17 protein-coding genes and 2 pseudogenes are annotated in these 20,874 nt (G+C 46.6%); 4 read left to right on the top strand and 15 right to left on the bottom strand.

Annotated features, from left to right (window positions below; genetic code table 11):
- Positions 1–277, top strand: a pseudogene (locus tag H583_RS37025) (ISNCY family transposase); the annotation flags it as partial.
- A gap of 173 nt (positions 278–450) precedes the next feature.
- Here H583_RS37025 and H583_RS0112905 read toward each other — a convergent pair.
- From H583_RS0112905 to H583_RS35315, 5 genes are all read right to left on the bottom strand, one after another.
- Entirely contained in the window at positions 451–879 is a 429-nt protein-coding gene (locus H583_RS0112905) for a hypothetical protein (RefSeq protein WP_154665876.1), read from the bottom strand.
- A gap of 222 nt (positions 880–1,101) precedes the next feature.
- Complete coding sequence (locus H583_RS32775; RefSeq protein WP_051236398.1) at positions 1,102–1,347, bottom strand: GNAT family protein; 246 nt, start codon at positions 1,345–1,347, stop codon at positions 1,102–1,104.
- Between the two features lie 34 nt (positions 1,348–1,381).
- Positions 1,382–1,915, bottom strand: coding sequence for an orotate phosphoribosyltransferase (pyrE, locus tag H583_RS0112895; protein WP_028560838.1), 534 nt, complete (start codon positions 1,913–1,915; stop codon positions 1,382–1,384).
- A 172-nt stretch (positions 1,916–2,087) separates the two neighbouring features.
- The gene (locus H583_RS0112890; protein WP_028560837.1) at positions 2,088–2,432 is read right to left on the bottom strand and encodes a hypothetical protein; all 345 of its coding nucleotides are present in this window, start codon (positions 2,430–2,432) and stop codon (positions 2,088–2,090) included.
- Entirely contained in the window at positions 2,425–3,039 is a 615-nt protein-coding gene (locus H583_RS35315) for a hypothetical protein (RefSeq protein WP_051236396.1), read from the bottom strand. The genes H583_RS0112890 and H583_RS35315 overlap by 8 nt, the downstream gene beginning before the upstream one ends.
- Positions 3,040–3,322: 283 nt before the next feature.
- On the opposite strand from H583_RS35315, the gene H583_RS0112880 reads away from it, so the two are divergent.
- Positions 3,323–3,973, top strand: coding sequence for an HAD family hydrolase (locus H583_RS0112880; RefSeq protein WP_028560836.1), 651 nt, complete (start codon positions 3,323–3,325; stop codon positions 3,971–3,973).
- 61 nt (positions 3,974–4,034) lie between these two features.
- On the opposite strand, the gene H583_RS0112875 is transcribed toward H583_RS0112880, so the two are convergent.
- Positions 4,035–4,454: a GNAT family N-acetyltransferase gene (locus tag H583_RS0112875; protein ID WP_081667193.1), complete on the bottom strand. Its 420-nt coding sequence runs from the start codon at positions 4,452–4,454 to the stop codon at positions 4,035–4,037.
- A 136-nt stretch (positions 4,455–4,590) separates the two neighbouring features.
- The gene (locus tag H583_RS0112870) at positions 4,591–6,672 is read right to left on the bottom strand and encodes a TerD family protein (protein WP_028560834.1); all 2,082 of its coding nucleotides are present in this window, start codon (positions 6,670–6,672) and stop codon (positions 4,591–4,593) included.
- Positions 6,673–7,643: 971 nt separating this feature from the next.
- Between H583_RS0112870 and H583_RS0112860 the strand changes: the two genes are divergently transcribed.
- Positions 7,644–11,279, top strand: a complete 3,636-nt coding sequence (locus H583_RS0112860) for a glycosyl hydrolase family 18 protein (protein WP_028560833.1) — start codon at positions 7,644–7,646, stop codon at positions 11,277–11,279.
- 99 nt (positions 11,280–11,378) lie between these two features.
- Here H583_RS0112860 and H583_RS0112855 read toward each other — a convergent pair whose 3' ends face one another.
- Both H583_RS0112855 and H583_RS32765 read right to left on the bottom strand, forming a co-directional pair.
- Positions 11,379–11,906 (bottom strand): DinB family protein, encoded by a 528-nt coding sequence (locus H583_RS0112855; protein WP_028560832.1) that lies wholly within the window; start codon positions 11,904–11,906, stop codon positions 11,379–11,381.
- Between the two features lie 43 nt (positions 11,907–11,949).
- A complete protein-coding gene (locus H583_RS32765; RefSeq protein ID WP_036709486.1) occupies positions 11,950–12,492 on the bottom strand; it encodes a nucleoside-triphosphatase in 543 nt (180 codons plus the stop codon).
- Positions 12,493–12,752: 260 nt separating this feature from the next.
- Between H583_RS32765 and H583_RS32760 the strand changes: the two genes are divergently transcribed.
- The gene (locus H583_RS32760) at positions 12,753–13,553 is read left to right on the top strand and encodes a 2-phosphosulfolactate phosphatase (protein ID WP_051236395.1); all 801 of its coding nucleotides are present in this window, start codon (positions 12,753–12,755) and stop codon (positions 13,551–13,553) included.
- Between the two features lie 88 nt (positions 13,554–13,641).
- Here the strand turns inward: H583_RS32760 and H583_RS32755 are convergent, their stop codons facing one another.
- From H583_RS32755 to H583_RS0112820, 6 genes and pseudogenes are all read right to left on the bottom strand, one after another.
- Positions 13,642–16,341, bottom strand: a complete 2,700-nt coding sequence (locus H583_RS32755) for a carbohydrate-binding protein (RefSeq protein WP_051236393.1) — start codon at positions 16,339–16,341, stop codon at positions 13,642–13,644.
- 363 nt (positions 16,342–16,704) lie between these two features.
- Positions 16,705–16,836 (bottom strand): annotated as a pseudogene (locus H583_RS36120) (ATP-binding protein); the annotation flags it as partial.
- Positions 16,835–17,338 (bottom strand): serine hydrolase domain-containing protein, encoded by a 504-nt coding sequence (locus H583_RS0112835; RefSeq protein WP_028560831.1) that lies wholly within the window; start codon positions 17,336–17,338, stop codon positions 16,835–16,837. The gene H583_RS0112835 and the pseudogene H583_RS36120, both read right to left, overlap by 2 nt.
- Positions 17,339–17,460: 122 nt before the next feature.
- Complete coding sequence (locus H583_RS0112830) at positions 17,461–18,897, bottom strand: MFS transporter (RefSeq protein WP_081667189.1); 1,437 nt, start codon at positions 18,895–18,897, stop codon at positions 17,461–17,463.
- A gap of 67 nt (positions 18,898–18,964) precedes the next feature.
- Positions 18,965–19,849: an NAD-dependent epimerase/dehydratase family protein gene (locus tag H583_RS0112825; RefSeq protein ID WP_028560829.1), complete on the bottom strand. Its 885-nt coding sequence runs from the start codon at positions 19,847–19,849 to the stop codon at positions 18,965–18,967.
- A gap of 31 nt (positions 19,850–19,880) precedes the next feature.
- Positions 19,881–20,771, bottom strand: coding sequence for an alpha/beta fold hydrolase (locus H583_RS0112820; protein WP_245585908.1), 891 nt, complete (start codon positions 20,769–20,771; stop codon positions 19,881–19,883).
- Positions 20,772–20,874: the final 103 nt, after the last annotated feature.

Raw genomic sequence — 20,874 nt, 5'->3', positions numbered from 1 at the left:
CAAGACAACCGTGGAGGTACGCGAAACGCTGGAAGGTGAGGTATTGCTCTGGATGTACGGACAGGCGTTTGCGCTCCAAGCGACGGACCGTCCAAGCCGTGATCCCGTTCTCACCCCAAAAGAAAAGACGGGTTCTGCGCAGCCACGCAAACCCGCCAAAGATCATCCGTGGAAAACCACGTATGACAACAACATCACTAAGCGTAACACAAAACATCGTTCGTTCCAAGATGCCATGTATTCGCAGCACAATAGCTATCCAGAGGCCTTCTGGTAACAGAGGCCTTCATTTGAACAAGTGACATTTTCATAGCACAATTAGAGTGACGTTTTCACAGACGTTTGTCAAGGATTTTTGTGAATGAGTAGAAAGAAAGATTAATGCCCATGTCGGGCGCACATTAAATAAGCCCTCCATAATCGGAGGGCTTGGCTTGGGCTTCTATATTACTATTGCGTAACTATAAAATAAGAACTGGATGAATAACCGCTAAATGACTTCACTTGAATATCGAGAACAGCATTCGGCAAAATGACATACTCGTAACGGTAAAGTCCAAATTCTGTTTGGACCGGGTTAACTGATAAAATACCGCTGCCGGATATAGAGAAAGGCACATAGTTTACCCCGGCTGGACTTTGAACAATAAATGTGAGATTTCGGGTTACGCCCGTTTGATTTTGGAATTTGAAATAATGTGTATCTCCAGGCGCCAAGACAGGAAAGGACCAGTCACCAACATACAAATTAACTGGGTTTCCTGGACTCGAATATGTGTACGGGACATATGCAGCATTGGCGCTGGCAGGAAGCAGAAGAACTGCAACAAGAGCCAGCATGGTAATTGCGGCAAAAAATTTATTCATTGTCTTTTTCATGATATAATAAATTCCTCCCATAATCAGTTCAATTTGGGATCGGCCGATCTCCTAGATAATATTATGATTTTTTACATTTTTAGTAAATAGATATCAGGTCCTAATTCCTTGTTTTTGTCCACTTCAAATTTCTGCTGATTTCGCTATTTCATACTATAAAACCCGGAAAACTCTGTTTTTTCTACAGCCCAAGAGCTTCCCCCGATTGAAAGCTCTCATCTTTTAAAACAGACTCCGCAACTTCTTAACCATTTTAAAATTAACCAGCAGAATCCCTCTTCGTTTGGCCAATTGGGATTGGTTTTGGCTCAAAGCTTCCTCCCAATAAGCTATTTTCAATTCTTTTTCATCTTCAGGCGCCCACGCATCCAGTTGTTTTATTGAATAATCTTTTGCATTTACAGTATGAACCGTTTCATAGAAGAGGTTAACCAACAGGGCAGTATCTGAGGATTGGAACTTTCGCACGTGTATGATTTCCCCCTCCTTTTCCCGCTATATTTTAATTTGTCTGCGATGCCAGAAGCAATTCTTCCATTTTGAACAAAGAATGGAACGACAAGCCGGCATCCTCCAGGTTGGTTCTCCCTGCTTGCTCCCTTTCAATTACAGCAATCACATCGTTGACGTTCGCGCTATACGTCTTCAGGTCGGCTGCACTCAGCAGAATTTGTCCACCGGTTGTCACGACATCTTCGATAATGGTGACATTTTTGCCGCCAATAGCTGCCCCTTCTGCCAGCTTGCAGGTTCCGTACGCTTTTGCCTTCTTTCTGACGAATACAACGGGCAATCCTGTCCGAAGAGATAACGCAGTCGCAACCGGAATGCCGCCCATTTCTAAACCGGCTAATATTTCAGTATTCTGCGGAATATGGGGAATGAGATGGTCAGCTATGGCAGCCAGCAGCCGTGGATTGGATTCAAACAAGTATTTATCAAAATAGTGATCCGATTCCTTGCCTGATCTTAGCTTGAATGTACCGGTGAGATGCGCGGTCTTGAATATTTCTTTTGCAAGCTCTATTCTTTCCATCTTTCGTCCCCCCATAGATAATGTAAAATATAACCTTGTTAACTGTAACAAAATGACTTCAACCTGTCTATTTCATTATTATCTCGAAATAGATTAGGCGTCTCGGAAGATACTCTTTGTCCCTGAACTTCATCCCGAACGCACTAGCCCTAAGCAGCTTGTCCCTATGAACTTAATGCTTCATACCAAAAAAAATCCGGCAGCTGCCGGATTTTTTCGATATATAGAGCAGTTTATCCCGTGTACGGAACACATAAAGTATAAATTCCAAAATGGCAATGGCGAGGACAGATATCCCGAACAGCGGCATAATAGCAAACGAAATGATAGCCTTGCCAGGCTTTTGTTTCGGAGGAGCGCTCCATTTCCCTTTTGGCCTGCGAATCAGCCACATACGCAAGCCCCAGAATCGGCCCTTGAACAAGTAGGCAATTCCGGTAATGGATAATGTAATGAACAGCCCTGCATAAAAGTGCCGCCTCCAAAAGGGGCGGTTTAAAGACTCGCCTCTAGTCATGTATACGGGTTCTTTCCGGTTGTGATGATAATGTTAAAGCATGCCTAACATCGCTGCGCAGCATATTGTATAGTGCAATCAGAATGATAATATAGACAGCATCCATAAACAGAACCATGATTACCGGATGGTCGCCAATCACCATAACGCCAAGCATGGCCCCCATCATGCCGCCCATAACACCCGATAGAATGCCATCCATTACGGCCAAAGCTCCGAGAGGACGACCAGCCAAAAATCCGATGACAAGCCCGATCAATATTCCGATAACACTGGACAGCATCATCGTAGCCAGCATAATGCCGAGCACCGTTCCTGCTACAAGGCCTCCCGCCATTGCCGTAGCCATAGCAGCCATCATTCCAGTCATTACGGACATATATTCTTTATTTCCGCGGATACGGATAATGAAATAATAGCTGCCCAGTGCAACCAGGAGCAGCGAGCCAACGTACAACACTTGCTCTGCTGTATCATTACTGCCGGACGATGACACTGCACCGTGCTGGCTATGCCCGTCTGCGAATACGGAGTCGACAGGCATAGCCAGCCAAACGAGCATTACACTTAGGATCAAGATTGTACATAACCGGTTTGCAACCTTCATTTCATCCCTCCCTTTAGTCGTAAGGACATCGATTAAACTTCATTCATTATAATGAATCCTTGCTCATCTCAAATCCCTCGAACGGGCTATTTTCACAATGGGATAACCAAGCCGCAGTGTCCATTTTAAATCATATGCAGTAGCTAGCCGATTAGCCGTTTTACACCGGAAGAAATTGCCTGGTAAAAGAGGATTTCAGTGCTTGGGGCGGAATATTATTAGGGATCTTCTTGCATAACAGCAAGATAAATATACGGCAAATCATCAAAAAGGAGATTCACCCATGAGCAGCTACAACGTTATTTTATTCGACCTGGACGGAACCTTGTCTGACCCTAAAATCGGGATTACGAAAAGCGTGCAGTATGCACTGGAAAAATTCGGAATTTACGAACCCGATCTGGACAAGCTCGAGCCCTTTATCGGCCCGCCGCTAGACGAGTCATTCAAGAAATTTTATGGGTTCAATGAGGAACAGTGCAAACGAGGCATTGCTTATTACAGGGAACGCTTCAAAGAGAAGGGAATGTACGAAAATATCCTCTTCCCTGATATTCCGAAGCTGTTGGAGCAGCTAAATGCGGCAGGAAAGGTACTTGTTGTGGCAACGTCGAAGCCGACTGTGTTTGCCGAACAGATATTGAAATACTTTTCGATTGATCATTATTTCGATCTGATTATTGGCAGCAATCTGGATGGAACACGGGTAGCCAAGACAGAAATCATAAGCCATATCCTGGGAGAGATGAAGTCTTACGATAAGAGGGACTTTATTATGATCGGCGACCGGAAGCATGACATTGTCGGGGCGAACAACACTGGAATTCATTCGATTGGCGTACTTTACGGTTACGGCCCTCTGGAGGAGCTGCAGCAGGCTTCCCCTACATATATCGTTGACCATGTAACAGAGCTTGCAGATATTTTGCTATAAACAGATAGACGGATTCCAAACGAAAAGACGGCGAGCCTATCATCTAGTCGCCGTCTTTTCGTTATTTATTCATGACCGTAAACATTCCGGTCATGCCGGGAGCGTAATTTTTAAAGCCAAACTGTTCATAAAATGCTTCCTTGCCCTGGGAGGCAAACAAGCCCACAAACGGGGAGCCCATTGCGCGATGCCGGATATACTGGAGGAGGTTCTCCATAATCCGCTTGCCGATACCCATCTGCCGGTAATTAGGTAGCACGGCAACATCCTGAATATAATAATACATGGCGCCATCTCCCACAATGCGCCCCATACCGACTGTCACTCCATCACAGACCGCTACGACTCCATACACGCTGTTCATTAATGACCTCTCTGTCACGAGTGTATCCACGTCCCCCCATCCTGCTGCTTCCCATAAAGTCTGATGTTCAGCAACAGTCGGACAGCGCTCCACAACTTCAAAACTCATACTTGGCATCTTTAACCACCTGTCTATATAGTTGGCAGCCTCATGCCTGAATGACGATAGCCGCCTTAATGATTATTTGGCTTGATAAATGGATACTCCATTTCATTCAGCCCCCTCTGCTTATCGTAGTTAACATGGTTACAAGTTAGGCAATAAATTCCGCCATTATCCTGTCGATATCGAATGGGGTTATACCCTCATGCGGGGAAAAGACCTGATCGGCGAGCTCCGGCCGCTCTGCCAATTCGCCTCTGGCCGTGGCATGAAGCAGCAGCAATTCATACAAATCGGGCTTGATCAAGGACACCATCGCTTTTCCCATCAGTGCCATGCCGCCACGGTTGCTCTCTATATTATTATAATAATTCGGATGGTTCTTCAGTGCCAGATCGCACCAGATAACCATGCGGTTCTGCAAATCCAGAATGACCGGAATTGAGATTCTTGTATCCGCCGCCACATCGATTTTATCTGCAACCAGCGAGGGCTCGAATACCTCCCCGGAGCCCGGACTCTTGCGTATCATCCATCCGGCAAAGCATTCCGGCAAATTGCAGTAGGGCTGTTCCGTAAAGGAATTCAGTGAAGCGACTACGTATCTTCCACCGTACTTAAGTACAGAAGGAATGTCAATATCAATAAACTCACAGGCACCATGGGGTGCTGACGTAATATCGCCGCTGTGCGCAGCCTTGTATTTCGCCGAGCGCAAATTTGTATAGGAAATGTGCTCCATATAATCCCAATTGCCATCATACATGACAGCCGACAGATCGATATCCACCCTTCCGGTATCCTCCCCGTTGACAGTCCCTTCCTTCCACCACAGGAAAAAACGGATGGTATCTCCTTCCGGCATCGGTACCCGGCTCCCCCGAACGATGGTCCGCAGCGATTTGCCGGCCGACCGCTGCGAGAACGGGACAACATAGTTCTTCAATTGCTCATCAATATACACTTTTCCAAGAGGCGGTAGTGCCGAGAAGCGTTCCATTAAAATACGTTGACACAAGTGTACAATTGCGTCGCAGGCACTTTTATCAATCCGGGGAAGTCTGTTTAGCGCAGCAAAAGCTTTGGATACATTTCCTTTAGGGAAAAACGTCCGCAAGTCCCCGTGCTCATTCCGGTGCTTAAAATGCGTCATCACCTGCAGCAAAACAGGAGTGGATACCTGGTCAACTGCCTCACCAAACCTGGCAATGACCTGCTCGTAATCCGGATGCAGCCGGAGCAGATGATCCAAACGCCGGGCAAATTCGCCAGGGCGGGTTACCAGCAAATTCATGGCAAAGTCTGTGTCCTCATATTGCAGAGACAGCTCAAGCATGGCGCCAAACGTTTCATACGGTTTGCTATTGCGTAAAATATCAAAGGCTTCCAGACATTTCGGATACTGAGTCTTGTATTCTCCGGGGTGAAGCCTCTCCCCAAGACGAAGCCAGCGATTTTTGTACCGGAGCATATCCTCTGCAATATTGCCGCATTGCTCAAGCAATTGCAGCAGCAGCCGTCTTTCCGTCCGCTTGAAGTTTCTGAATCTGGTAACCTCTGCAAGACTGACATCCCCATCCGACATGGAGACAGCAAGCCTCAGTACGTCAGTCGCCGTCTTGAAATAAGGACGAATCAGACTAATATCTGCCTTGCCAGCCCCAAGCAGTGCGCTGACTACGAAGCCGACATTCTCTTTGAGCGGAATTTCTGACGGCAAATTTAGGTCATCGATAGTGGCAATTGCCCATGCCAGATCTTCTTTATCGGTTTCGGAAATGGAGGTTTTGGCCTGAATCAGATTTAGCATGATCCGCTTAAAATCTTCCAAATCGCCCAATTCTATCACTTTAAGTTCCGCTTGATCCCGCATTGGAGGTCTTGTAGCGGGTTCCTGCCCGGGCAGCTTAAGGGTCATATAATGGTGCCTTGCATTCATATAGAGCTCGGCATCACCAGCTTCCATAACTTGTGCCGGAAAGTTCGGATACATGGGCTTGAAGCGGACATGTGCCCCGACAAGCCGCTTAAGATCCTCTATCATCCGCTCGTATACGATTGCAAATGTTTCTGTCGGCAGCGTTCTCAGCGCCTCTATTAATGGCCGGGAAAACGTGAAGCCCAGGCACTCCATATTTTTCATCGCAGTTGCAATATAGAATTTCGGCAAAATGGAATTGCCTTGCTGAATGATGAGTTTACGGCTTCTGCGCAAATAAATTGAATTTATCATAAAAGGTTTCCGGGTGCTTGCGTGCTGCACCTGAATGCCTCCTCTCCGGCTGATCGATAGGCAATCAGGAAATTCGCATCCCTAAAAATCCGAAATTTGTGTAGAAGGAAGGAATGCGATAGCCTGACTGCGTGCTCTCAGGAAAGCTGCCACCCTAATATCAGTGGGTTTAGAAGGAAGGATGGCAATAGCCTGAGGAATTCGAGGAGGTTTCGGCAAATGTGTGGTTTGCTGTTGTCCTCTTGAATCCTATAATGCCAGATGCCGGAGACATCGAACAGGGCAAAAGTATTACGAACCCGAATAAATTAACAAATGGATAGATTAAAACTAATAGGTTAGAAATTTTCCAATGCTTTATCGTATGTTTCATTTCATTTTGTATATGGAAAGCATTCTGCAACAATTAGTAGCAAACTATGATTGCTGTTCTAAAATTTTTCTCTAAATAATCATTAATAAGATTGAAAAAATCAAAAATGATATGTGTTATAGCAAAAAATTTGCATTTCCCCCTTCCGCTTCCTTCCATTTTATTCTATGATTAAGGCAACCCTCAAATTTACCTGCTGAATGAAAACGATTGGCAACTTATTCACAGAAAGGATGTGATATGCGGCTCATTACAGCAGTTTCTGAATTCCCTGGAGCAGTCTTATCACCTTGCTTGCCGCTCAACATGACCCTGCTTACCTCTTGCAAGTCTTACACTTCCACGTACTGTAATCTCTTAAATTATCATTCAACGAGCTGAAGATTTACCGCCACACACGAACTTCTCAATCAACATTTGCATACTTTATGAATTTCATGAAAAACCAACTTGCATCACAGAGTAGAACCTACATATTTCTGCTATCAGACAGCTGTCTAATTCATTCTTCGGGATAACACGCTCTTCTTCAAACAACAACAAGAATATAACGCTTTCATTTTTTATCAGAAACTAAATAACAATAGAGGTGAATAGCTTGCATTACTCCACACGGAAAAAACAGCTTCGCCCGCTAAGCATGCTCCTGTGCGTTGCCCTGCTGCTAGGCTCCATGTTCAATGCATCCATATCCTACGCAGCTGATGATGAGAAGGCTGAACCAGCCGCAGACACCCTGCAGGCTCCCCAAAACTTGCGGATTGCCGAAGGGTCACTTACTTATAAATCGGTAGTTTTGGAATGGGATTTTATCGGAGCAGATCTTGATCCGCCGAACAACAATGATATTCAAATCTGGCATGCAAATGGTGATTATATAAAATGGGGAAATCTTTGGACCCGCGCTATTACCGGTCTCGAGGCCGAGACTACGTATCAAGTGTATATTACTTGGAACGGGCACAATGAGTTAAAAAGCAACATTTTAGAATTCACCACATTAGCAGATACCTCCGAATATCAAGAAGCCCCTTTGGCACCTCCACAATATTTGAAAGTATCTGAGGTCAATGATAAAGGCATCACCTTTGGATGGACAGGGAGCCCGGGTGCCACCGCCTACGACTTCTATGTCAATGGTGAATGGAAAGGCGGAGACTGGGACCGCTCCAACAGTTACACGTTTGAATGGCCTGAGGGCAGTGCTTCAGGAACAACCTATAAATTTGAAGTCGCTGCACAGAAGGATGCAGATGGTGTAAAGGAAGTATCCGTCAACAGCAATGCGGTTCTCATTACTAAAGGCCAGCTTCCCGCTCCCAAGGATCTCCAGGTTGTTACCGCCAACCGGACAACCGCCGTTATTGGCTGGGCCCCGGTTCCCGGTGCGACTGAATACGACATCTACGAAAATGAAAAGCTTGTCGGCACATCTGAATCAAGCCGCTATACAGCTAACGGCTTGACAGAAGGCAAATCCTACAGCTACACCGTTATTGCACGAAATAGCCTGTGGACATCGGCCGCCAGCGATACTGTAGTCGCAGTGCCGGGCGCTAATTATACGAATGTTACTTATTATACGCAATGGTCTATCCATGACCGCAAGTTTCAGCCCAAGGATGTAGATGTTTCCCAAGTTACTCATATCAATTATGCTTTCGCAGATATTTGCTGGAAGGAGACAGGCACGAATCCGCTCAATGTCTGCCAAAATGAGAATCTTCCACTGCAAAAGGGGTATGTTTATGACGGCGAAATGATCATTGGCGATCCTGCAGCCGACCCTGGCAACTTTGCTGCATTTTCAGATATCAAGCAGGCCAACCCGCATTTGAAAATGATGGTATCTGTTGGCGGCTGGTCGTGGTCGAAGAGCTTTTCTGACATGGCGGCCGAAGAGATTACCCGCAGAACATTTGCCAACTCTGCTGTCAAGTACCTGCGTGAGTACAAACTTGATGGTCTTGACATCGACTGGGAGTATCCGGTAGAGGGCGGAGAAACGCATAATATCCATCGTCCGGAGGACAAGCAAAACTTTACGCTGCTGATGAAAACCGTGCGTGAAGCACTCGATGCGGCTGGTTCTGAGGATGACAAATATTATTTGCTGACCATCGCTTCCGGCCAAGGGGATAACTTTGTCGTCAATGCTGATCTGGCGAATTCCGTCTCTTATCTGGACTTTATCAATATTATGACCTATGATTTCAGCGGCAGCTGGGAAATGCTCGCCAACCATAATTCACCACTCTACTATGACAGCAAGCTTCCGAAAAACTCTGCGCCCCGCAGCAATGTCAGAGGCGGTGCAGTCGGCCATCTGAATGGCGGGGTTCCGGAACATAAACTCGTTCTCGGAATTCCATTCTATGGGAAAGGCTGGGAAGGCTGTAACGCCCCGGGACAATATGCGACTTGCACCAGCATCCCTAAAGGTACATGGGAAAGCGGGATTTTCGATTATACGGATGTGGTCACCAATTATTTGGGCAAAAACGGCTATGTCCGCTATTGGAATGATGCCGCAAAGGTAGCCTATCTCTACAGTCCCGTAACTAAACGGTTCATCACCTATAACGACCGCACAACCATGATGTACAGCTCCTCTCTGGTCAAAACACTCAATCTTGCAGGAGTCATGAGCTGGGAAGTGAGCGGCGACCGTGAGAACACATTGCTCAAGCAGCTTAATCAAGATCTGCCTACGAATGGAAAAGTTAATGCGCAAGCACTGAAAGCGCCAGCAAATCTGACGGTGCGCTCAGCAGGATCATATGAATTACAGACACAATGGGATGCAGTTGCCGGAGCGGCAGGTTATGAAGTATTCGTCAATCACGCCTATGTTGGATCTACAACAGCAACCCACTTTAAATTAGATAATCTGAGACCGGGCACCACTTATGATATTTATGTATTTGCCATTCGCAAAACCGATGGCCAAATTGCAGAGGTCTCTCCTGCCAGCAAGACGGTGAAAGGAACAACCACAAATCTCTACTACCCGTCTGGTTCATCCGGACCTGTCGTGGATAAAGACAAGACCGAGCTGGATATCACTACTGCCAAGGAGCAAAATACTTCCCGCCTGACTGTAACGAAGAATTCCGGTGTTCAAACGATTAAAGCCAATAAAGACAAAAATAACTACACCATTACAGTCAAAGATGACGCAGCGAAGTCCGCGGCCATTGAAGTATTTGTTCCAAAAGAAGTTGCGGATGCGCTTGCCGAAAAAGGAAGCCAGGCCACGTTGACTGTAATTTGGAATGGCACCTCTTATCCAATTCCAGCTGCTTCCATTCACCGTTCCGCTGATATTAAAATTACGCTCGCACCTGCTGGCACAGCAGTTACAGCGGATATCACAAAGCTGGCGAAGGACAGCCGTCTGAATCTGATTGCAAATGCGCTGGATCTTAAAATTGAAGCACTTGGAACGGACAACAAGTACGCACCGATTGCTGATGGTGACAAGTATGCCTTCAATCACAGCTTTACACTGGATGGAAAGACCTTGAATGCAGACCGTCTGACGGCAGCTCTTTATTTGCCGGGCAGCAAGGAATTCCGGGCGATTCCGACTACAATAACCAAAGGCACAGACGGTAAACTGAATGTTCTATTCAGCCAGAAGACAGGCAACACCTACGTGATCTTAGAATCCCTCTTCCAGTACGAGGATGTACAGGCAGAATGGGCACGCAAGCCTGTCGAGAGAGCTACGGCCAAGCTGATGACAACCGGTGTAACAGAAAAGAATTTTGGCGCCGCAATAGATATCACTCGCGGTGAATTCATCTCCATCATTGTCAAAGGTCTCGGCGTACTGCCGGATTATTCGGAGCAGCCATTCCAGGATGTTCCTGTCGGTTCAGCTTACGCTGGAGATATCGCCGCAGCGAAGAAACTGGGCATCATTCAAGGCCGGACTACAGATTCGTTCGAGCCTGACACTACCCTGACAAGACAGGAAATGGCCGCAATCCTTGGCCGCGTCTGGCAGCATGCCGGCTTGCAAGCTGCGGCTGACACATCCGCGCTTGACCGCTTTACAGACAAAGCCGCCATCAGCGGTTATGCACAGGCTTCCATCGCGTTGCTTGTCGAAAAAGGCATCTTGCAAGGCGTGTCTGCAAATCGTTTCAGCCCGCAATCGAATTTGACGAAAGCACAAGCAGTCGTCGCCATTATCCGATTGCTGGATGCTGCCCAGCAGGGCAAATAGACATAACGGTAAACAGCAAATGAAGAAATAAGAAAGAGGCAGTATCCGCGGCGCTTAGCGCTTAAGGATACTGCCTCTTTTTGACCCATATGGAGACGGTCAGCCCCTGTTTAAAATACCCAGATATGCCTTCCATGGACCCACGTCGTCGTTGTATCTCCGTGCCATTACCCGGACAATTTGGACAATATGACTAAGATCATGCGCAACCCATGTTGAAATTAACTCTCTTGCCTTCACTTCTCCGAAAGCAGGATGAATGCCTGTATGTTCAAGATGCAGCTCCGGATTTATAAGTGATTTCAGAGTGCTTATGCTTTCCGCCCTGACCGTCTTGAATCGCTCCAGCTTTTGCTGAATAGATTTCTCTTTCTGCTCTGTCAAATGTGCATAGCGGTCAAATTCGGGGAATGGCTTGCCTGTGCCTTCTGCAAGAATGAACTGTAAACGGGGAATCCAGTTCGTCCGCTCCCCTTCAATGAGATGGTCCATAACCTCTGTCGCATTCCATGTTCCCTCCCCCTCATTGCATTGCAGCCAGCCATCCGCTAATCCGGACAGAAGATGCTCCAACGTCTGCGGCGTACGCTCCAGAACCTGTATCGCTTCATCCAGTTTAAAATTCATCATGCAATCTCTCCTCCCCCGCGGGAATCCGACTTTTTGAAAATTAATTATCAATCAAATTTAAAATATCCGTTACCAGAATTTCAGACATCCGGTCACGGTTGAATGCATCGATCTCAATCAGCTTTACTTTTTGTGAATGTTTGAGCTTGTCTATTGCAGGATGGCTGTTTAAAGGAACAGTTCCCACAACCACATTATGGCCAGCAATAATTTCTTGAACTTTTTTTTGAAAAGAATCGGATAGCATCTGCATAAACCCAATTTCATCAATGACGATGATTTTCCTGGAGCCCACAGCACTTTGCAATGCTTTCAGAGCAAATGTTTCAAATGCTTCTATGTGAACTCCATACCTTCCAATCCGGGTTGTGCTGGTGCTGTCTACATGCGCTAGTTCCACGCCTTCCCCTTGAATGGACACACATCTGAAGCCTGCCCGGTCGCTTGCTCCCGGTATTTCCTCTGTATAAAATCCGACAAAATGATTGGACCCAATATCATAAATCAAATTTTTGATCATTGTGCTCTTCCCGATTCGGGGTTCTCCTGTAAGTAAAAAAACATGTTTGGAGCGTTCATTCATTCCCATGACACCACCAATTAATTAATAGAATATCATTATGTTCATTGAATACAATTGCTGCTGCAGATACAAAATGTTTGGGGACCATCTGACAACCTCCAATTATTAATGAGATATGTTTTGTTACTTTTAATCATCATACAACTATGAAATAAAATAATATAAAGATATAATTATAAATTTAACATATTACCCACTTTTTATGATAGTCTATATCATATTAATATGATGACTTTTAGCAACTAATAAGGAGAGAAGCAATGTATTTTGATCAGTCACCCTATGAAATTAAACTGGAATGGGGACAAAGGGGCGCGCGTGAAGCTTCTGGGCGGGGAGATATTATTATTATTGTCGACGTGCTCAGCTTTTCGTCCACCGTTGTCACAGCTCTGGACTATGGAGCGGAAATATTCCCATATCCTCCCCCGATTAATGAGAAGGCGAAGGCTTATGCCAAGTCCGCGGGTGCCCAGATGGCATGGGGAAGGGCAGAATCCGCAATGTATGGCGGCCACTCCCTGTCCCCCGTATCTTTCAGTCCCGCCGATAATGGAAAGAAGTTCGTGCTTTGCTCATTGAATGGTGCAGCTTGCACATGGATCGCTTCCAAGGTCCCCGCACTTCTCATCGGATGCCTGCTGAATGCAACCGCTGTTGCAGAACAGGCAGACAACTTGAGGATTAAGCTTGGTTCCAGCATTACGGTTATTCCTTGCGGCGAGAAATGGCCAGGCGGATTGGAGAATGAAGATCAGATGAGGCCCGGAATTGAAGATTACTTGGGCGCTGGAATGATCCTCTCCCATTTGTCAGGCAGCAAATCTCCCGAAGCCGAGGTCTGTATCGGAGCCTACGAATCTTCTAAAAGCAAACTGGCGGATTTGATCCGGGATTGTGCAAGCGGAAGGGAATTGCGTGAGCGGGGATATGAACAAGATGTTATCCATTGTTCTCAGCGGGATGTAACGACGATGGTTCCGGTATTAAAGGAGAACAGATTTATACCACTTGATAACTCCCCATCCTCAAACAACGGAACGGGAGGAAATACATTTTGATGATGTTTCTTTTACCCAAATAGAAGCGCCGGACATCTACAGATGTCCGGCGCTTCTCTTCTCTTCAGCAGCTTGACTGCCAGAGAAATTAAGGCGTGATTTTAAAGAGCTTGGATTGTGCAGCACCGAGCTGAACGGACAGTTGACCGCCGGAATGCTGTGTTGTTGCATTCGTCCACAGATCCTGCACTGTATAGCTGGATGCTCCAGAGATGCCTGCACGGGCCAAATTCACCGTTTTGGTAACTGGAGAGTGGGTGAAGTTAAATACTGCCAGGTAGTAATCATTGCCGTCCTTCAATATGAACTGATCCGTAGAAGCCGTACCCGTATTGCCCTCAATTGGACGGAACGCCTTTCCTTTTGCAGCCAGTTCGTTAATTCGAGGATTGGTCAGCAAGGTTTGCATGTACTGTTGTGCAATCGGTTTGCTAACGTTATCGGAGTTCAGGAACACAGTACCCGAAATGGCTGCCGCTGTAACACGGGATTGCGCGCCGTTTAAGGAGCCGCCTTTTTCCAGCGTCATGTAATCCGGATCGGTGTAATGATAGATCGTTCCGTTTTGCCACCAGCCATAAGTCAGGTTATTCAGCTGGTATTCGGTTGAATCAAGCGAACCGTAAATATCGCATGAGATCCGTCTTGCATGTGCATATTGGCTCGGGAACAGTGGCGCAATGGAGGCGCTGATGAACATTTTGCCGTCCAGCACCTGATTAATGAATGCCAAACCTTGGTTATAAGCTTGAATTCCCGTCTTCACATTCGGGTCATAGTGCTTTCCTTCAAAGGATGCATGGCTCAAGAAGTCGATTTTAATGTACTCAAAGCCAAGAGAAAGGAAACGATTATACAACGCCTGGGTTCTCATTTTTGCACCCGGGTGGGTAGGGTCGATCGCATATGCCCCATCTACCTTAGGCAAGATATTGCCGCTGTAGTCTCTAAGGACGATATCACCATAGGTGTACTGGCCGTTCGTTCCTTCTACAGTCTGCTGCATGTTGTCGCCCCAATAGACAAATGGACCATCATAAATACCCGGCTTTTGCCCGTTGTCGCGAATAATATCGGCTACATCCGCAAGCTCCTGTGGAGACAACCAATCCCAGTAGGAATCCAAATTAATGTAAACGTTTCCATTATTGTTGAACGAATTATCCTGCAAGTAATCTTTGAAGAAGTTGGATACATCTACAACTTTGCTGAAAGACAGCTCATGGGCGTAAGCACCCCAGCTGTTCCAGCCAAATGGAACACCTTGCGGAATATCCGGTCCAAATGCAAGCGGCGGCGCCACAGCTGCATTCGCACGGCCATAGCCTTCCATACCGTTGCGGTAGTCATCATAGTACCCGACAAAAATTTGCGGCGACTTCAGTGTTGTACCCGAAATTGCACCGTGCGCAATGGTATCGTGGGTCTGCTCGACCGATGTAAAACCGCCAAACACGTTCAGCTGGTTCAAGCGGTTGTTGGAGCCGCCCCAGGAAATGCCTGTTTTCCAGGTATCATGAGTGATTGAACCGACTACAAGTCCTTTTCTGCTGCTGTTGTCATAAATAGCTGTTACTTCAGAGCTGATATATCTGTGCGCGTTCAAATACGTATTCATGGAACGGGCCTGATATCTGGACCACATATCATTGTCGAATGGGGTGATCAACACGCGGTTATCCCCGTAGCTGCCAAGATCAACACCGCCTGCGGCATTGATGACGATTGGTGCCATGTTGTTGGTCTCAATCGTAGACGAGCTTTGAACCTCCTGACTGGCGACAAAATAAGGCAGGTTCTCATACACATGATAAATCTGCTTCATCGTCGGCAATCCGTTTTTCTTATTCTCGATGACGACTTTAATCCCTGTGCCGTGGCCATCGTTAACGCTTTCAATACTGCTCATGGAGAAATTGTGATGGGTATAATCCGTATTGGCCAGTACGGACGTACCCAGCTTCACCGTACTGTAAACACCTGTAGCAATGCGGCTTCCATTCCAGTCATAAGCAGAAAGACCGGTATTGGTGTTGTAGGTTACCGTATATGTGCCGTTGGAAATCGCGACACCATTGCTATGCTTATTGACGGTAACGCTTCCAAATTGCTGTGTATTTACAACCGGTCCAATGTTGCCGATTGCACCGTTATTTCCAGGGTTTGGACCCGGATTGCTGGACGGTCTAATTTCGATCTTGTCAATATCCGGAGACCAGCCCCCGTTATCATCAAACTTAATTGCGTTATTTCCGGCATTCAGTTCAATTTCCAGTTCAAACGTGCCAATTGTATCCCAGTTGGGTGTTGTTGGCGGAGTAAACAAATCCGGCTCCCCGTTATTTACAGTCAGCTTTAAAGCACGTGAATCCTCAGAAATGTAGAACAGCTTCAACACATAAACACCGGCTGTCGCCACGTTAACATTATTAAATGTTACCGACGATCCACCCCAGAGGTTGCCGATTTTCTTGCCGCCGGAGCATGCTGCAATTGCACTGCATGTATGAATTCCCGCATTGCCGGTAAACGTATTGCCGGGGGCTTCGCCTTCATAAGATTGGACAGGTCCAAGTGTGTTATTTAATGCTTCATTACCATTTCTCAGCTGTGCCAAATCCAAGCTCTCATCCTCTTTCGCCGGGACTTGCTCTGAGTCCGCTGTAATTTCAATTTCATTCGGGGTCTCGTTTCCGCTTTCTGCCTGCACTTTCGTCATATCCCCAAAGGTAAGAAAAGCTAATAGAAATGCAAGTGAGATCGCTGTAAACTTTCTGGTCCGCTTCATAAACACGCTCCCTTTTTAGGTCATATCTTGTTAGCGCTTACAAAATTGATTTAAAGCATTCGCCTTACATGGAACTCACCTCCTCTCGATAGTTGAAGAGCAAATTCTATAAAGACTTGAAAGCTTGCCCAAAATGGCTATGGGCTTTGTTTGATTTTCAGTATATTTCACTATGTTTAACAAGTAAATATTAACTGTTTATTTATTTAAACATCATATTACCAGACAAAAGTTGGTTTTTCAACCCATTTTTTCAGTTATTTTTGTTTTTTATTTTGATAAAGTTTTACTGAATATTTTATGGATGTTTATCAAAAAAAAGCAATGTGCTGATGCGCACATAGCCTTTGCACTGATATGGACTTACTTTTGCCGGACAGGCAAATGAACGGTTACTGTCGTACCCTTGCCAGGCTGGCTCTCTATTTCGATTGTGCCGTGATGCAAGGTTACGATTTTCTTGACAATCGCAAGCCCAAGTCCATTGCCGCCGCTATAGGAGACGAAAATGCCGATCTGCTTTTCGGGTGGCATATTTCATTTCCAGAGGATTAAAGATGTATTTCTGGATGTAGTCATTATAAGCAAGACCGCTAACTTCCTCGACGATTAATCCCGCCAGTGCCGTTCCATAGTTGGAATAGGCGGACATCTCCCCCGGGGGCTTCACCCGTGCCGGCATGTGCCTGCCAAGCGTCTCCGAAATCGAAACTGGCAATTTCTCAGGATCTGTAGTGATTTGATAGCCGACTCCCCCGCCCTCAAATCCGGCCGTATGGGTCATAAGATGTCGCATCGTAATGGGCTCGGAATAAGTATCGGGTATTTTCAACGTCTTCAGATAGGTGTTGATATTCGTATCGAGATTAATCTTGCCCTGCTCGGCCAGTTGCATCACTGCTGTCCAAGTAAACAGCTTCGTTGTTGAAGCGATTCTGAACAGGCTCGTTTCCGGACGGAGAATGAACCTGAGGTGACAGCCTTGTGAGAGCGCCAATTTTTGTCCTTCACAAAAAAGAAGCCAGCACTGTCAGATAACAGTACTAGCTTGCACTTAAGCATACATTTCATTTCTAAATAAATGGAGTTAAACAAATGGATATCCTGAATGAGCAGCCATTATTCTGATTGTGCTGTCTTTGGGGAGCCAATTGTATCTGACTTGCCCGCTCCAAAACGCCAGACATATGCCACACCGACCACCGCAACCACCAATGCCATAATGACACTGATATTGCTGAAAGCTGTTCCAGACTCATACAGTCGCAGCGGATTGAGTGTCAACCCGGAATGCTCAAAATCCAGCACTTTACCGATTAATACCGTAGATACGGCACCGGATAAAAACATATTCATCGAATACAGGCCCATCCCAATGCCGACCTGATCAGGAGACAAGGTGCGCGAGATCGTATTGGATAAGCCGATTTGCATGCAAGTTTGTCCCAGATTACCACACAGGAGCACGATGGAAATGATCCATGGCGGAGCACCTGCTACCCAGGAAAGGAGCGCAAAGCAAATGACAAGCAAAGACATCGCAATGGCAACCACGAAAGGACTTCCCTTTTGATCTGCGAGCCTGCCCGCTTTTTTGCCGATCATGGCGGAACAGATTGCACCCGGAAAAAGCACAAATCCGATGACGCTTGGCGACAGTCCGTTCACATCAGCCAGAAGCTGCGGAGCCAGGAAAGGGATGCCGATAATGACAGCGGTACTGAAGAATCCGATCACCAGTGCAATGACGTAGGAAGAATTGCGCATCAGGCTGGGCTGGATGAATGGATGGGCTGCCCGGTTGATCCGCCAAATAAACAACAGCAGCACGGCAATGCCAATGACAGCAAGCAGCAGATTGCTAAGCGTGATTGCCAGCAAAAGCGAGCCGACCGTTCCCGCCAGCAGGACCGCTCCGATAACATCAATTGGAGTCGGGTTTTGCGGCTCGTCCTTCAAGTATTTCCGGTAAAAAGGAAGTGTAATAAGTACCAGCAGTGTCAATCCGAACAGAAAGCGCCAGTGGAATGAACCTGCTATAAAACCGCCGACAATCGGGGCCGCTGCTGTTCCGATAGCCAGCCCCACTGCAACAGTCCCGAGCGCACGGCCGCGTGACTCTGGACTAAAGTATCGGACAGGAATGATCATTCCAATAGCAGGAATAACGGAGGCGCCGGCAGCCTGCAGAACGCGTCCCAGTATAACCATCCAAAAGTTTGCCGACAGCAGCCCGATTATGGAGCCGCCCGCAAAAAACAGCAGTCCGAATGTGATCAGATTTTTCAGCTTGTACCGATCCGACAGCTTGCCGAAAATAACAGTGCCGATGGCATAAAGTATGGAGTAGCTGGTCATCACCCAGCTTACCTGAGAAGGCGCGAGTTGAAATTCATCCCGGATCTGCGGCAGCACCACGTTGAACATGGTAGCGTTCATAACAGACAAGATAAGGGTGACCATCAGAATAAGCAGCAGCTTCTCCGCATGGCTCCCCGATGATGACTGTGATGCTTGTCCGGAAGATGCGGACGGGATTGAGTTCGTGTTTGACATGGTGTTCCCCTCTCTGGTCGTATTAGGTTTGTATTTTAACTCGGGGAATTAACTTTGATTGCAAGTATCACACCTTTTCAGCTGCGATATGTTTCGTTAATTCAGGAAGCCAGTCCATTACCCTTTTAAAAGAAAAGCCTGCACCTTCAGCCATGGAAGTATCCAGCACCCATGAAGCCGGCACGCCAAAAGGGGAACTATCCTCTGGCTTGGCATCTTGTATAAGAATTGCACTTTGCCCCGTCTCCTGTTCAACAATCGCAATCAGTTGCCGAAGTGTCAACGGATCACTGGAGCTTGCTTGAATGGGACCTGTAACGTCAGATTTTCCAAGTTGAAAGAGGAAGTCAGCAGCTTCTGCAGACGAAATAAAAGAAAGCCTGGCATCCAGATCCGGAAAACCAATCGGCTTGCCTGCCTGAACACGCTCCACATGAAAATGAAGCCTGCGTGTATAATCATCCGGTCCCAAAACGATCGGAATTCTCACTGCGGCTACAGGAAAATCCGCCTTTTGAAAAAGCGCAGCTTCTGTCAGACGCTTTCCTTCTGCGTAGCTGAGATCCGGGGCATCCCCTTGGCTTAAATCATAGGTATACGGGTTAAAATCCTCTTCCACAATAGGAGATTTTCCAAAGCCGTACACGGATTGGCTGGAAGTCACAATGTACCGCTTTACCTGGCCGTCAAATGCCCTAGCTGCAGACAAGGCATCCTCCCTCGTCATGCAAATGTTATCAAATACGATGTCCCATTGCCTGCTGCGGGCCAATTCGGTCAAGGCCGCCTCATCCTGGCGGTTCAGGCTGACATGCCTTACACGGGGCTGGAATTCTACCGGATTAAGCCCTCTCGTCGCTATAGTAACATCATGCTCCCCGCTTTCTGCCAAAAGCTTGACCAGTCTTTTCCCGAAAAACCGGGTGCCGCCCAGTACAAGTACGTTGCCCATGTGTATCCCTCTTTTCTAGCCGGTCATTTTGTTATGGATTAATCCCTGGCAGCAGGAATGAAATAATTACATCGCGATACCGGTCCGGCTGCTCTGCGTGTGGTGTATGTCCACAGCCTTCGAAAATAATGCTCTCCCCATCCGTCTGATTGTAAGCCTGAATATGTCTGGGACAGGTTACCGGATCATGCTCCCCTAAAATTAGCATTGATGGAACCGAGATATCCGGCAGCAACGGCACAATGGATTCAAACATACTGCCTTCTTTCTGCAGCCTCTCCAGATGAATCTCCGTTCTGCTGCCATACTCGTCCCATTCCTCGTCTGAATAGCTTGAGTAATCCGTCCAAGACATGGGCGTTGGATTATAAATGACCGATTTCTTTTCTCCCAAAGCCTCACCCAAACGGATGTAATGTTCAAAAAGCTCTTTATTTGTTAACAAGGCTTCGGATAATTTCATGCACTCATTCGAGTTTTGAACATCGCCCACTGATAAAAAAACAGAGGATGCTTTTTTCAAAAGACTTCTGGAGGTCCAGCCAAAGTTGAATGTCGGGCATTCAAAAACAAGCCTGCTCACTGACTTCGGGTAGCGGGAAGCATAGATCAAAGCCAAGTAACCACCAAACGAATGTCCAATCACAGACCAGTGGTCAATATTAAGCTGAAGCCGGAGAGCCTCAAAATCCTCTATCAAATCATCCAGCCGAAAATCTTCTTTCGGCTGAACCATCTCTGACCGGCAGACACCCCGCTGATCAATTGCTATTAACTGAACATGCTCTGAGAGTCGGTCTGCCTGATGATAGACAAACTCATAACAGCTTTCTCCCGGACCTCCATGTAAGAAAAGGACTGCCGGGGATGATTTTTCCCCAAAAATCTCTACATGCATTTTTTTGCCTCGTACGATATACACAATCACTCCTCCTTTCAAGCCGCTTAAATAGCTCTATCACACTCGAACGCTACAATTGCAAATATGTATAAAGAAAAAAGAGGTCTCTACGACCTCACTAAAT

The organism is Paenibacillus pinihumi DSM 23905 = JCM 16419 (genome assembly GCF_000422505.1).
In the GTDB taxonomy this organism is placed as follows: domain Bacteria; phylum Bacillota; class Bacilli; order Paenibacillales; family Paenibacillaceae; genus Paenibacillus_D; species Paenibacillus_D pinihumi.
This window is presented reverse-complemented; position numbering and strand designations above follow the sequence as displayed.

Coding starts and splice junctions, on each gene's coding strand:
- H583_RS0112905 (WP_154665876.1), bottom strand. CDS start 879: ATGAAAAAGACAATGAATAAATTTTTTGCCGCAATTACCATGCTGGCT.
- pyrE (WP_028560838.1), bottom strand. CDS start 1,915: ATGGAAAGAATAGAGCTTGCAAAAGAAATATTCAAGACCGCGCATCTC.
- H583_RS0112890 (WP_028560837.1), bottom strand. CDS start 2,432: ATGACTAGAGGCGAGTCTTTAAACCGCCCCTTTTGGAGGCGGCACTTT.
- H583_RS35315 (WP_051236396.1), bottom strand. CDS start 3,039: ATGAAGGTTGCAAACCGGTTATGTACAATCTTGATCCTAAGTGTAATG.
- H583_RS0112880 (WP_028560836.1), top strand. CDS start 3,323: ATGAGCAGCTACAACGTTATTTTATTCGACCTGGACGGAACCTTGTCT.
- H583_RS0112875 (WP_081667193.1), bottom strand. CDS start 4,454: ATGCCAAGTATGAGTTTTGAAGTTGTGGAGCGCTGTCCGACTGTTGCT.
- H583_RS0112870 (WP_028560834.1), bottom strand. CDS start 6,672: ATGATAAATTCAATTTATTTGCGCAGAAGCCGTAAACTCATCATTCAG.
- H583_RS0112855 (WP_028560832.1), bottom strand. CDS start 11,906: ATGAATTTTAAACTGGATGAAGCGATACAGGTTCTGGAGCGTACGCCG.
- H583_RS32765 (WP_036709486.1), bottom strand. CDS start 12,492: ATGAATGAACGCTCCAAACATGTTTTTTTACTTACAGGAGAACCCCGA.
- H583_RS32760 (WP_051236395.1), top strand. CDS start 12,753: ATGTATTTTGATCAGTCACCCTATGAAATTAAACTGGAATGGGGACAA.
- H583_RS32755 (WP_051236393.1), bottom strand. CDS start 16,341: ATGAAGCGGACCAGAAAGTTTACAGCGATCTCACTTGCATTTCTATTA.
- H583_RS0112830 (WP_081667189.1), bottom strand. CDS start 18,897: ATGTCAAACACGAACTCAATCCCGTCCGCATCTTCCGGACAAGCATCA.
- H583_RS0112825 (WP_028560829.1), bottom strand. CDS start 19,849: ATGGGCAACGTACTTGTACTGGGCGGCACCCGGTTTTTCGGGAAAAGA.